Annotated in this window: 12 protein-coding genes; 4 read left to right on the forward strand and 8 right to left on the reverse strand. The window is 71.9% G+C overall.

Going from position 1 to position 12,630, the window contains the following annotated elements; translation table 11 throughout:
- Window positions 1–87: 87 nt before the first annotated feature.
- A complete protein-coding gene (locus BR98_RS03265) occupies window positions 88–1,449 on the reverse strand; it encodes a jacalin-like lectin (RefSeq protein WP_035839848.1) in 1,362 nt (453 codons plus the stop codon).
- A 265-nt stretch (window positions 1,450–1,714) separates the two neighbouring features.
- On the opposite strand from BR98_RS03265, the gene BR98_RS03270 reads away from it, so the two are divergent.
- Genes BR98_RS03270 through BR98_RS03280 form a run of 3 tightly spaced genes read left to right on the forward strand, consistent with a single transcriptional unit; the run spans window position 1,715 to window position 5,099 of the window.
- Window positions 1,715–3,286, forward strand: coding sequence for a circularly permuted type 2 ATP-grasp protein (locus tag BR98_RS03270; RefSeq protein ID WP_035839851.1), 1,572 nt, complete (start codon window positions 1,715–1,717; stop codon window positions 3,284–3,286).
- Complete coding sequence (locus BR98_RS03275; RefSeq protein ID WP_232247219.1) at window positions 3,283–4,251, forward strand: alpha-E domain-containing protein; 969 nt, start codon at window positions 3,283–3,285, stop codon at window positions 4,249–4,251. The genes BR98_RS03270 and BR98_RS03275 overlap by 4 nt, the downstream gene beginning before the upstream one ends.
- A gap of 5 nt (window positions 4,252–4,256) precedes the next feature.
- Window positions 4,257–5,099 (forward strand): transglutaminase family protein, encoded by an 843-nt coding sequence (locus tag BR98_RS03280; protein ID WP_035842712.1) that lies wholly within the window; start codon window positions 4,257–4,259, stop codon window positions 5,097–5,099.
- A 117-nt stretch (window positions 5,100–5,216) separates the two neighbouring features.
- Here BR98_RS03280 and BR98_RS03285 read toward each other — a convergent pair whose 3' ends face one another.
- Together BR98_RS03285 and BR98_RS40050 are read right to left on the reverse strand one after the other, a co-directional pair.
- Window positions 5,217–6,107: a class I SAM-dependent methyltransferase gene (locus BR98_RS03285; protein WP_051969247.1), complete on the reverse strand. Its 891-nt coding sequence runs from the start codon at window positions 6,105–6,107 to the stop codon at window positions 5,217–5,219.
- A 103-nt stretch (window positions 6,108–6,210) separates the two neighbouring features.
- On the reverse strand, window positions 6,211–7,071 hold the full coding sequence (locus BR98_RS40050) for a spermidine synthase (RefSeq protein WP_035839854.1): 861 nt from the start codon (window positions 7,069–7,071) through the stop codon (window positions 6,211–6,213).
- A gap of 535 nt (window positions 7,072–7,606) precedes the next feature.
- Here BR98_RS40050 and BR98_RS03300 point away from each other — a divergent pair.
- Window positions 7,607–7,903, forward strand: coding sequence for a WhiB family transcriptional regulator (locus BR98_RS03300; RefSeq protein ID WP_035839858.1), 297 nt, complete (start codon window positions 7,607–7,609; stop codon window positions 7,901–7,903).
- Window positions 7,904–7,972: 69 nt separating this feature from the next.
- Here the strand turns inward: BR98_RS03300 and BR98_RS03305 are convergent, their stop codons facing one another.
- The 5 genes from BR98_RS03305 to BR98_RS03320 form a co-directional block, all read right to left on the reverse strand.
- On the reverse strand, window positions 7,973–8,872 hold the full coding sequence (locus BR98_RS03305) for an RNA polymerase sigma factor SigF (protein ID WP_051969248.1): 900 nt from the start codon (window positions 8,870–8,872) through the stop codon (window positions 7,973–7,975).
- Window positions 8,873–9,024: 152 nt separating this feature from the next.
- Window positions 9,025–10,056 (reverse strand): mechanosensitive ion channel family protein, encoded by a 1,032-nt coding sequence (locus BR98_RS03310; protein ID WP_035839863.1) that lies wholly within the window; start codon window positions 10,054–10,056, stop codon window positions 9,025–9,027.
- Window positions 10,057–10,296: 240 nt separating this feature from the next.
- Window positions 10,297–10,419, reverse strand: coding sequence for a hypothetical protein (locus BR98_RS41915; protein ID WP_267886037.1), 123 nt, complete (start codon window positions 10,417–10,419; stop codon window positions 10,297–10,299).
- A gap of 58 nt (window positions 10,420–10,477) precedes the next feature.
- The gene (locus BR98_RS03315; protein ID WP_035839870.1) at window positions 10,478–11,464 is read right to left on the reverse strand and encodes an alpha/beta hydrolase; all 987 of its coding nucleotides are present in this window, start codon (window positions 11,462–11,464) and stop codon (window positions 10,478–10,480) included.
- Window positions 11,465–11,573: 109 nt separating this feature from the next.
- Window positions 11,574–12,581, reverse strand: coding sequence for an NADP-dependent oxidoreductase (locus BR98_RS03320; RefSeq protein ID WP_198042115.1), 1,008 nt, complete (start codon window positions 12,579–12,581; stop codon window positions 11,574–11,576).
- Between the last annotated feature and the right edge of the window lie 49 nt (window positions 12,582–12,630).

Below are 12,630 nucleotides of genomic sequence, written 5' to 3' on the forward strand. Positions count from 1 at the left end.
AGCGGTGTCCGGGCGGACAGGGAGTTCCCCGGCCCGGGTGGCGGCCCGGGCCGGGGAGGTGAGGGGTGGTCAGGAGATGAGGGGCGCTCAGCGGCGCGTGAACATGAAGCCGAGCTTGTCGACCCCGTCGCCGGAGCGTCCGTGGAACCCGGCGATCTGCCAGCCGGCCGGCGCGGTGCGGGTCACGCAGTCGGCGGTGGTGGTGCCGCCGGCCAGGGACCGGCCCAGGTTGGTGGTGAACGAGGCGTAGAAGATGCGGGTGTGCCCGCTGTACGAGCCCTGGCAGAGGGTGGCCGAGCTCAGGTACTCGCCGCTGCCCAGGGTGAGCGAGGAGGCGGTGCCGCCGGAGCCTCCGTGGGTGAGGGCGGTGCCGTCGGCGAGGGTCAGTCCGACCTGGTCGACCCGGGCGCCGGCCCGCAGGCTGAGCGCGGCGGCCTGCGCACCGGCCGGCACGCGGTCGATGTCGTTGTAGAAGTCGCCGTGCGGGCCGCCGAACTGGTCACTCGCCAGGTACGCCGGGTTCTGGCTCCAGGTGAAGCCCACGGCGACCGGGTCGTGGTCGGAGAGCATCTTGCCCGCGCCGTCCAGGAAGTCGGCGTGCTTGTTGGCGTACGAGGTCGCGGTCAGCGAGACCAGCGCGCTGCTGCGGTACAGGACCTTGTCGACGATCTCGCAGGTGTCGGTGGGCGCGTTCTGGTCGCACAGCAGCGGGTCGGAGCCACGGGTCGGCGCCACGCCGCCGCGCTCCAACTGCACCCACGCGTCGGTCAGCCGGTTGTCGGCGGCGAACCCGGCGATGGTGTCGTCGGCACGCGTGTAGCGCGTGTTGGTGTCACCCATCACGACGACGGCGTTCCCGGCCGAGTGGGTCCTGATGTAGCCGGTGAGCTGCGCCAGGTTGGCGGCGCGGGCAGCCTCGTCGCCGGCGGCCGTGCCCGCGTTCGCATGGAGGTTGTAGAAGTCCACGTACGCGCCCTCGGCGAGCCGGGTCCGCATGAAGGTGAACCCCTTGGGAGTGAGGCAGTCACCGGAGTCCAGCTGGCAGTCCTTCCACTTGACCCGCTCGAAGTCGTCGGTGTCGTACGCGAGATCGGACACGGTGTTGAGGCCGCTGCCGATGCCCGCCCCACCACTGGTCGCCGTGCGGTTCGGGTGGGAGTCGGCGGCGTACAGCGCGGCGTGGTAGTTGAAGTCCTCCTGGACGTTCACGATGTCGTACGGCGCCAGCCGGCTCCCGATGGCGGTGGTGCTGCTCTGCCGGTCGGTCGAGGCGCTGGACAGCACCTGCGGAAGGCCGGCGACGTTGTACGTCAGAACCGAGAACGACCCGCCCCCGGCAGCGGCTTGCGCGGTCGGCGCCGTGATCAGGCCGCCCAGCGCGGCGGCCGCGCCGAGCACGCCCACGAGGACCGAGCGGACGAAGGGGTGGCGCAGGCGGGGCTTGGACATCGGTGCTCCGATCGGAGTACGACCACGGGGATCCGGTGCCCCGGAGCGTATGAGCGAAATATGTGCACGTCAACACTGTCGATGACCAGCTCAACCGCCTTTGACCTGCGAGTTTATGATGCCATGCCAAGTGCTGGCCAAAGGTTCTGTTAACGTTAACGGAGTATTCTTGGACGAACGGCCACGGCGCGCCTGAGCTGGGACGAGTGCCTTTCGGTAGTCCGGCCGTGACACGGCCGAAATCGATCAGTTCTAACGTCTCGTCATGGCCGACATTTTCGACTCGTACACGACAGCGGACGCGTGGGACGAGATGTTCGAGCGTCCCGGGGTAGTGCGACCGGCCTACGAAGCCGTGTTCGCCGCCCTGAACCCGCTGGACTCCCTCGAACTCCGGTACCGCACCGACCAGATGGCCCGGTCCTTCACGGACCGCGGCGTGACCTACTCCTACGGCGGCGAGGAACGCCCCTTCCCGCTCGACCTGGTGCCACGCCTGCTCGACGCCGTCGAGTGGGACCGGCTGAGCCGGGGCGTGCGGCAACGGGTCCTCGCCCTGGAGGCCTTCCTCGCCGACGCCTACGGCAGGCAGCGGGTCTTCAAGGACGGTGTGGTGCCCTATCGACTGCTGTACTCCTCACCACACTTCCACCGGGCGGCGCACGGCATAGAACCGCCGAACGGGGTCCGCATCCACGTCTCCGGGATCGACCTGGTCCGCGACGAGGAGGGCCGGTTCCGGGTGCTGGAGGACAACGTCCGGGTGCCGTCCGGCGTGTCGTACGTGATCGAGAACCGCCGGGTGATGACCCGGACCTTCCCGGCGCTCTTCGCCGAACAGCCCGTACGCCCGGTGGACGAGTACCCGCAGCGCCTCCTGGCCGCTCTCAAGGCCTGCGCTCCCGAGGGCGCGACCGATCCGGTCGTGGTCGTCCTCACTCCGGGAGTGGCCAACGCCGCCTACTTCGAACACGCCCTGCTGGCACGACTGATGGGCGTTCAGCTGGTCGAGGGCCGCGACCTGGTCTGCTCCGGCAACCGGGTGCGAATGCGCACCACCCGGGGGGAAACCCCGGTCCACGTGATCTACCGGCGACTCGACGACGACTTCCTCGACCCGCTGCACTTCCGCCCGGACTCGCTGATCGGCGTCCCGGGCATCATGTCCGCCGCGCACGCCGGAAACGTCACCCTCGCCAACGCCGTCGGCAACGGCATCGCCGACGACAAGCTGCTCTACACCTACGTCCCCGACCTGATCCGCTACTACCTGGCGGAGGAACCGCTGCTGCCGAACGTGGAGACCATCCGACCGGAGGAACCGGGCCGGCTGGAGGAGGTACTCGACCAGTTGGACCGGCTGGTGCTCAAGCCGGTCGACGGCGCCGGGGGCAAGGGCATCGTGATCGGCCCACGAGCAGAGCGGAAGGTGCTCGACCGCCTGGCCAAGGAGGTGGCGGCGGACCCGCGCGGCTGGATCGCCCAGCGCCCGGTGGCGCTGTCCACCTCTCCGACGCTGAGCCGGCACACCGACGGCCAGGACGGCCTCGCACCCCGCCACATCGACCTTCGGCCGTTCGCCGTCCACGACGGCAGCGACGTGTGGCTGGTCCCCGGCGGGCTGACCCGGGTGGCCCTGGGAGAGGGCAACCTGATCGTCAACTCCAGTCAGGGCGGCGGGTCCAAGGACACCTGGGTACTGACGCCCAGCGCTGCGCCGAGCCGGTCCGCCGACGAGCAGTCCGCCGCGGTGAGTGAAGTGATCCCGCGCCAGTTCGGCCCCGGCGTCGCAAGCACGCCCGCCGGTCCGACCCAGGAGGAGGCACAGCAGCAGTGATCACCACCGACACCATGCTCTCCCGAATCGCCGAGTCCCTGTTCTGGGTCGGCCGCTACGTCGAGCGTGCCGACGACACCGCCCGCATCCTCGACGCCTATCTGCACCGGCTGCTGGAGGACCCGTGGAGCGACGAGGACGCCGCCTGCCGCTCGCTGCACGCCATCCTCGGCGTGGCCGTCCCGAGCGAGCAACGCTGTGACATGGATTCGGTCCTGGCCAGGCTCGCCTTCGACGCGGTCAGCCCCGGCTCCATCGACGGCGCGCTCAGGGCGGCCCGCCAGAACGCGCTGACCGCGCGCGACGTGGTCTCCACCGAGATGTGGGAGACCCTCAACTCCACCTGGCACCAGCTCGCCGAGCACCGCCGCGCCGCGCGCCGCACCGGACCGCACGCCTACCTCGGGCTGGTCCGCCGCCGCGCCGCCCTGTTCTTCGGGCTCGCCGACTCGACCATGAGCCGGGACGACGGCTGGCGCTTCGTCGTCCTCGGGCGGAGCCTGGAGCGGGTCGACATGATCGCCCGACTGCTCGCCGTCCGAGTGCTCGCAGCCGTCCACGCACCCGACTGGCCCACGCTGCTCAGCGCGAGCGGCGCCGAGGAGGCCTTCGTCCGCGCCCGTGGTGCCGGCAGCGACCCGGGCGAGGTGGCGGCCTTCCTGCTGCTCGACCGGGGATTCCCCCGCTCCGTCCTGCACGCGCTGAGCGCCGCCGAGGAGTGCCTCGCCGAACTCGGCGGCGGCACGCACACCTTGCGACGGCCCGAACCCGCGCGGCTGGCCGTGGGCCGGATGCGCACCAGACTGGAGTACCTCGATTCCGCCGAGTTGGACCACCTGCCCGAGCTGCTGAGCGAACTCCAGCAGGCCTGCGGCGAGGCCACCCGGGCCGTGGCCGAACGCTATTTCCCCTACGACGGACCGATCGAGTGGTCCCACCAGTCCGTGACGCGAGAGGCAGTGTGATCGGGATGGCCAGCAGACTGCGGATTTGCCACGAGACCCGGGTGGCCTACCCGAGCCCGGCCGGCTCCTCGTACAACGAGGTACGGATGAGCCCGCTCACCCTGCCCACCCAGACCGTCCTCGACTCGCGGGTGGCCGTCACCCCTGCCGCCTCGCTGTGGACCTACTGGGACTACTGGGGCACCCAGGTCACCGTGTTCGACCTGACCGACTCGCACACCAGCCTCTCGCTGAGGGCGACCAGCCTGGTCGAGACCGCCCCGCCGACCCCGCTGCCCCCACCGCTCGACCGTGCCGAGATCGCCGCGCGGTCGACCGACTCCCGACTGACGGAGTACCTCGCCGCGACATCGCGCACCACGGTGAGCCCGGACCTCGCCGCCCAGGCGCGTTCGGCCGCCGAGGGCCTGGACGCCCACCAGGCCGCGGCGGCACTCACCGACCTGGTCAGGGAGCGCGTCGCCTACACTCAGGGAAGCACCGGGGTGCACAGCGGCGCGCAGGACGCCTGGGACCAACAGGCAGGCGTCTGCCAGGACTTCGCCCACCTCACCGCGGCCCTGCTCCGCGCGGCCGGTCTACCCGCCCGGTACGTGTCCGGCTACCTGCACCCCTCGCCAGACGCCGAGCTCGACCAGCCGGTGGCCGGTGAGAGCCATGCCTGGGTGGAGTACTGGGCGGGCGAGTGGATCGGCCACGACCCGACCAACGGCACCTATCCCGGCGAGTCCCACGTCATCGTCGCGCGGGGGCGCGAGTACGGCGACGTGCCCCCGCACAAGGGCGTCTACCGCGGCGCGCCGGGCGAACTGCCCCAGGTACGGGTGGAGTTCACCCGGCTCGCCTGAACCGGACGGATCACGCGGCGCGGCTTCCACCGCTTCCGACTCCTGCGGTCGGCCGGGCATCCCGGCCGACCGCACATCGGGATCGATCCGCTCCCGCCAGGCCGACCGCACCACCGCCTACGCCTGCTCCGGCTGCTCCGGCTGCTCCGGCTGCTCGGCGAACTCCAGGACGGTGACCGAGGGGCGCCGGGTGGACAGCGGCGGCACGGTGAGCGCGAGCGGCAGCAGCGCACCGACGAGCCCGCGCCCGCCGCTCGGTCGGACGTCCCGCACGGCGGCCACCGCCGGACTGGCGGTGCGCAGCCTGGCCCGTTCACCCGCGTCCATCGACCAGGGCATCGGCGGCGCCTGATAGCCGTGGGTACGCATGCTGCCGTTGCGGGTCATCCGGCCGAACCAGCGCGGCACGGCGTCCAGCACCAGCGAGCCGCCCGGGAACCGCTCGGCACAGCCCGCGATCAGGGCGCGCACCTGCGCCGGCTGCAGGTACATCAACAGCCCCTGCGCGGTGAGCAGTACCCCGCGGTTGCGGTCGACCTCCTCGGTCCAGCCGAGCTCGGTGACGTCGGCGGCCAGATAGCGCTGGCGCGGACCGGGCGGCAGCAGCCGCTCGCGCAGCGCCACCGACTCGGGCAGGTCCACGCTGAGCCACTGGGCCCGCCCGTTGTCGACCCGCCAGTACTGGGTCTCCAGCCCCTCCCCCAGGCAGACCACCGTGCCGCGCGGCTCCCGGGCCAGGAAGTCGGCCACCTCACGGTCGAAGCAGGCGACCCGCAGGGCCTGCAGCTGCGCCTGGAGGGGGCTGGTGCCGAACCGCTCGGCGAACGGGTAGTCGATCCGATCGACCAGCTCGACGGCCTTGGGATCGTGCAGCAGCGCATCCGGTCGGCGGGCTTCGGCGGCGCGCTGGTACAGGGTCCAGAGCGCGGTCTCGGGGACGTCGGTCAGCTCGACTCGGCCCGGGGTCGAGGTCGGCTCTGTGTCGGTCGGCTCTGTGTCGGTCGGCATGGGGTCGCTTCCTCTGACGGACTTGGCGGATCGGCTGACGGGGTCGGGAAAACGGGTCCGGAAGACGGGTCGAGCTGGTCGAGCTGGTCGAGCTGACAGTACGTCAGCCGATGCTGAACGCCCCCTTGGGCGGCACCGGGGAGGGCGCGGCCTCGGCGTCCGTCACCGCTTCGGCGGAGCCGACCAGGCGGCGCAGCTCGGGGCCGTCGACCAGCCGGGCCGGGAACGGGTCGCCGGCCAGCCGTCGGGCCAGCGCCTCGGCGGGCAGGTCCTGGTCCGAGCCGACCAGCAGCAGGTTGCCGAACCGGCGTCCGCGCAGCACCGAGGGTTCGGCGACCAGGCAGGTCTGCGGGAAGACCGCCCGGACGGTGGCGGCCTGCGCGCGGGCGAAGTCCAGCGGTGCGCTGTCGGCGAGGTTGGCCGCGTAGACGCCGCCGGGGCGCAGCGCGGCGGCGGCCAGCCGGACGAACTCGACGGAGGTCAGGTGGGCGGGGGTGCGCGAGCCCTGGAAGACGTCGGCGACCACCAGGTCCAGCGAGGCGGGCGCGGCGGCGGCCAGCACCTCGCGGGCGTCGCCGATGCTGACCTCGATGCCCTGGCCGTGCCAGGGCAGGACCTCGGTGACCAGGTCGACCAGCGGTCCGTCGGCCTCGGCGACCTGCTGGCGGGAGCCGGGGCGGGTGGCAGCGAGGTAGCGGGGCAGGGTGAGTGCGCCGCCGCCCAGGTGCAGCACGTCCAGCGGCGCACCCTCGGGGGTCAGCACATCGGCGAGGTGGCCGAGCCGGTGGGTGTACTCGAATTCGAGGTGGGTGGGGTCGGCGAGGTCGACGTAGGACTGCGGGGTGCCGTCCAGGGTGAGCAGCCAGCCGCCCTCGCAGTCCAGGTCGGGCATCAGCTTGGCGGTGCCGAACGCGGTCTCGCGCAGGACCGGCACCGGCTCGGTGTCGGACCTGTCCGGGGTCACTGACACTCCTTCGGGCGGCGGTTTCTCAGCATGTCCGCAGCATAGGGCCCCGCCGTGGGCGCCGACGCGTCGCACCCCGCAGCCGCGGGCCGTGCGAGGGCCGTATCCATGGGCGGGTTCGCTCGTTGGGCGACCTATGACAAGCCGACCAGCGGGCCCGGGCGGCCCGAGCGAGGTGGACGCGGCCAGGCCCGCGATCGAGTCGCCGGTACCAGCCGGCGACGAAGATCGCGTCCGGGAGCTGCCGCTGCCAGCCGGACGCCGGTGACCTCCGATGGGCTGGACCTTCCGGATCGGGAAGAGGCCGACTACGGGCGAGGAGGTCAAGGCCCTGGTGCGGCAGGCCAGGGCGTGGAGTCGGCCGGATGCCGGCGCGCAGGAGGAACGCCGACTACTGGTGTGGCTGGAACGGGCGCGGGCGCGCATCTCCGCCCGCGCCCGTCGGCGCGCCGCCCACGACTGCCAGGTTTTGCGGCGGCGACACGGGTCAGACGCCTCGAAGGACACGAACTCGTGACCGAGGAGGGAACACCTGATGACCAACACCTCGCGCCTGAGCTGCGCCGTCGACCACTACTGGGACTGGCAGTTGCGGGCGGCCTGCCGCAGCAGCGACAGCAGCCTGTTCTTCCACCCCCTCGGGGAACGCGGCGAGGCCCACGACAATCGGGAGCAGGCCGCCAAGCAGGTCTGCGCGCGCTGCCCGGTACGCGATGCCTGCCTCTCGCACGCCCTGCGGGTGCGGGAACCGTACGGCGTCTGGGGCGGCCTCAACGAGGAGGAGCGAGCCGAACTCCTGCGCCCCGGGCGGGCCCACCGCGCGGGCGTCTGACGGGAAGTCGAACCCCGACGGGCCCCGACGGGCCTCGGTCGGCAGCCATCGGTCGGCAGCTGTCGGCCCTCAGCTCTCGGCCAGCAGCGCGACTCGCAAGCCGGTCAGCGTCCGCTTGAGCAGCCGGGAGACGTGCATCTGCGATATCCCGAGCCGCCGGCCGATCTGGGCCTGCGTCAGTTCGGCGCCGAACCGGAGCGAGAGGATGGTGCGCTCGCGCTCCGGCAGTGCGGCGATCAGCGGCTTGAGGGTCTCCAGGCAGAGCACCGTCTCGAACGCCCGCTCCTCCTCGGCGACCCGGTCGGCGAAGGCCTCGCCGCCCTCACCGGGACCGGCGTTGGGGGCCGACGCGTCGAGGGAGCTGGCGCTCTGCGCCTGGGACGCCGTCAGACCTTCCACCACGTCGGCCTCGGTCAGGTCGAGATGCGCGGCCAGCTCGGCGGGGGTCGGCTCCCGGTCCAGCTGCTGCTCCATCGCGTCCGAGGCCTTCGCCAGGGTGAGCCGCAACTCCTGCAGCCGCCGGGGGACGTGCACCATCCAGCCGGTGTCGCGGAAGAACCGCTTGATCTCACCGCTGATGGTGGGCAGCGCGAAGGTCGAGAACTCGACCTCGTAGCACGGGTCGAACCGGTCGATCGCCTTGATCAGGCCGATCGTGCCGACCTGGACGATGTCGTCCATCGGCTCCTTGCGGTGGGCGAACCGGCTCGCCGCGAACTTCACCAGCGCCATGTTGAGCTCGATCAGGGTGTCCCGCACGTAGCAGTACTCGGCGGTGCCCTCCGCCGCGGCCCTCAGCCGCAGGAACAGCACCCTGGACAGCTCCCGCGCGTCGGCGGGGGCGGTGTCCGCGGATTCGCCCAGCTCGATTCCCAGGCCCGCGGCGATCCTGGCGAGATCGGCCGAGCCGGTCAGCTCGGAGCCGTTGGCCCTGGCAGCTGTCGAGGGACGGGACGCGACGGTCGGCATGCTCTCTCCTCTGCTGGTGGTCACTCGCTCGAGGCAACGGAGCTCAGCTGCCCGGTTTACGCCGGATCAGCCGTGGATGTACCGAATGGGCACCCTAACTTCACCCTGCTTCCACGAGCGGCGGGACTCCGCCGCGCCCGCCCCGACCCCCGTCAGTCCCCCCGCTGGGCGACCCCGATCCGGGGCAGCGCCTCGGGAGCGTGCTCGCACAGGTAGGCGAGCAGCCGTTCACGGATCCAGCAGCGCAGCTCGAAGGCGTCACCGGCGTTGCGGGCGGTCATCAAGGCCCGGACCACGATGGTGCTGGGCGTGGTGTCGACGAGTTGGAGCGCGCTGCCGACCCCGTCCCACCAGGGGCTCTCCTTGAGCAACCGCTCGAACTCCGCCCGCAGTTCCTTCATCGGCGTGCGGTGGTCCAGGTGGAGCAGCGCGGTCCCGGTGATCGCCGGGTCGCGTCGGGACCAGTTCTCGAACGGCTTGCCGACGAAGTACGACACCGGCATGACGATCCGCCGCTGGTCCCAGGTGACGATCACCACGTAGGTCAGGGTGATCTCCTCGACGGTCCCCCAGTCGCCCGCGACCAGCACCTCGTCGCCGAGCCGGACCATGTCCCCGAAGGCCAGCTGGATGCCCGCGAAGACGTTGGCCAGGGTGCTCTGCGCCGCGACCCCGACCACCAGGCCGACGATGCCCGCCGAGGCCAGCAGGCTGGCGCCGATCGCCCGGACCGCGGGGAAGGTCAGCAGCGCGCCTGCCAGGGCGAGCACGGCGATGGCCGCGCCGGCCAGTCTGCCCAGCATCCCGGTCTGCGTCCGCACCCGGCGGATCCGGGCGGGGTCGCGCCCCTCGCTCGCGTACCGGGTCAGCGAGGTGTCGATCAGCAGCGCCACCAGCCGCGCGGCCAGCCAGGCGCCGGCGGCCAGCGCGGCGAGCAGCAGTGCGTGCCGCAACGGCCCGCGCGCCTCGGTCGGCAGGCCCGCGCCGGGCTCGACGGCCAGCAGGAGCAGCGACCCGAGTGTCAGCAGCGTGGGTATCCGGCAGCTGCGCAGCAGCCCGCGCAGCTGCGGACCGGGCAGCGGGACGTCCGTCCGACGGGACAGCAGCAGCACCAGGCGGTCCGCCGCGAGGACGGCCAGCGCCACCGCGACGGCCAGTGCGAGTGGCCTGATCAGGGTCCACACAGGTGTCTCAACTCCTTCTCGGTGACGGCTGACGACAGGTCAGCAGGCCCGGCAGCCCGAGCCGGACTCGCCTGCCCGGCACCCTCACCGTTAAACCCCGGACCTGGTGGCCGGGGCGCGCCGCTGCCGCCGGCTACTCGCCGGGCAGGGCCTTGGAGACCTGGTTGGAGAATGACCAGCCGGTCCGGATGCCCCGGTTGATCGTGCGGAGCACCGCGACGGCCCGCTGCTGGGCCTCGATCAGCGCGGCCGTTGTCCGCTCGTCGGGCAGTGGCAGGCCCGCTGCCGGCAGGCCTGCGGCACCGAGGCGGTGAGTGCGTTGAGTGCGTTGAGTGCGTTGAGTGCAGCGATGATCGCGCGCATGTACTCCAACCTGTAGCGCTCGGGCCGCGGCTTGCTCAGGAACCGTTCCCGGTCCTGCTCAGGAACCGCTCCCCGTCCTGGCGGCTCCGGCGACGGGTGCCGGGACGTAGGTGCCGATCCAGCGGTCGAGCTCGCTGAAGACCTGGGCGCGGGCCTGCTCGCCGGAGAGCACCAGGTCGTGCATACCGCCCTCGATCCGGACCACGGTGACATGCCGTCCCAGCCGCGGACCGAGGGCGGCGATGTCGTCGGCACGCAGCACGGCGTCGGTGTGGTGCAGCGCCGGGTCCCACTTGCTGGTGACGGTCGAGGCGGTGGACGCCATCAGCAGCACCGGGCAGTCGATCCGCAGCCCACGACGGACCTCGCGGTGGCCGCGCTGGATGGCCGCCAACCAGCCGGCGTAGAGCGGGAAGCCCTCGGCGGGCTTCAGCGACAGGTCGAAGTCCCAGCTGCCCCGGTGGTCCCGGTGCAGGCTGTGCACGTAGTGCGGGTTGAGCGGGGCGGGCAGCTTGCGGGTGGCCGCGAGCCTGCCCAGCGCGCCGACCGCTGGCGCGCCCAGGGTACGCAGCGCCGGACTGGTCGGCATCGCGAGGAACGGGCTGTTCAGGAACAGCCCGTCCACCAGACCGCGCCCGGCCCGGCGGGAGGCCCAGAGCGCCGCCACCAGGCCGCCCGTCGAGTGACCGTTGACCAGCAGCTGGGTGTGGCCGTCCTGCTCACGGACGATCCGGACCGCCTCGTCGAGCTCCTCGTCGTAGGCGGCCAGGTCGCGGACGAAGTTGGGCGACTGATGGGACCTCAGGGAACGGCCGTACTTGCGCAGGTCCAGCGCGTAGAAGGAGTAGCCGAGCGCGGCGAAGTGGTCGGCGAGGTTGGTCTGGAAGAAGTAGTCGGTGTAGCCGTGCAGGTACAGCACGGCTTTCGTGGAGCCGGGGACGAGCCGCCTGACCAGGGTTGCGCTGACCGCGCCTTCCTCGTCGGCGGCCAGCGCCAGCTCGGCCGCCTCGTACGGGGCACCCAGGATGTCTTCTCGAAACTCCACGTCCGCTCCCGCGTTCCATCGCTGCCGTGACCTTCTCGGGAGCACCGACGATACCGGCCGGTAGCACTCCAGGTGCGTCGGTGCCCCGGTGCGCCGGGCCGGATCAGCCCTACTCGAGTTCGAGGACCAGCTTTCCGGTGTTCTCGCCGGCGAAGAGCATCTGCAGCACCGCCGGGAAGTCGTCGACACTGCCCTTGACCACGTGCTCCTTGACGGTGAGTCGGCCCGCGGCGATCCAGCCGGCGATCTCGCGGGCGGCCTCCTTGAAGCGGGGGGCGTAGTCGAACACCACGAAGCCCTCCATCCGGGCGCGCCGCACCAGCAGGGTCAGGTAGTTCGACGGGCCCTGGACGGCGGTCTCGTTGTTGTACTGGCTGATCGCACCACAGATCACCACCCGGGCGTGCATCGCCAGGCGGGTGAGCACGGCGTCCAGGATCTCGCCGCCGACGTTGTCGAAGTAGACGTCCACGCCGTCCGGGGCGTGCTCGCGCAGTGCCTTCCGGACGTCCTGGGTGCGGTAGTCGATCGCCGCGTCGAAGCCGAGTTCCTCGGTCAGCAGGGCGCACTTGGCGGCGCCGCCGGCGATCCCGATGACGCGGCAGCCCTTCAGTTTGGCGATCTGGCCGACCAGGCTGCCCACGGCGCCGGCCGCGCCGGAGACCACCACCGTCTCGCCCTCCTTGAGCGCGCCGACGTCCAGCAGGCCGAAGTACGCGGTCATGCCGGACATGCCCAGGGCGCCGAGGAAGGTGGCGGGCGGGGCGAGCGACGGTTCGATCTTCAATGCGCCGCGGCCGTCGGAGACCACCTGCTCCTGTACTCCGAAGCTGCCGACGACCAGGTCACCGGGGGCGAAGCCGGGGTGGCTGGACTCGGTGACCTCGACGACCGAGGCGGCCCGCATGACCTCGCCGAGGCCGACCGGCGGCAGGTAGGAGGGGCGGTCGTCGAGCCAGCCGCGCATCGCCGGGTCCAGCGAGATGAACCGGGTGACTCCCGCGAACTGGCCCTCTCCCGGCGCCGCGACCGGCTCGGAGACATGGCTCCAGTCCTCCGGCTTGAGGGCGCCCACCGGGCGGGCGGCGAGGCGGATCTGGCGGTTCATCTGGGACATGGCTCACTCTCCTGCTACCTGACCGCGTTGGCCGGCGGCCCGACCGGCC

It is taken from the genome of Kitasatospora azatica KCTC 9699, from assembly GCF_000744785.1.
Taxonomy (GTDB): Bacteria; Actinomycetota; Actinomycetes; order Streptomycetales; family Streptomycetaceae; genus Kitasatospora; species Kitasatospora azatica.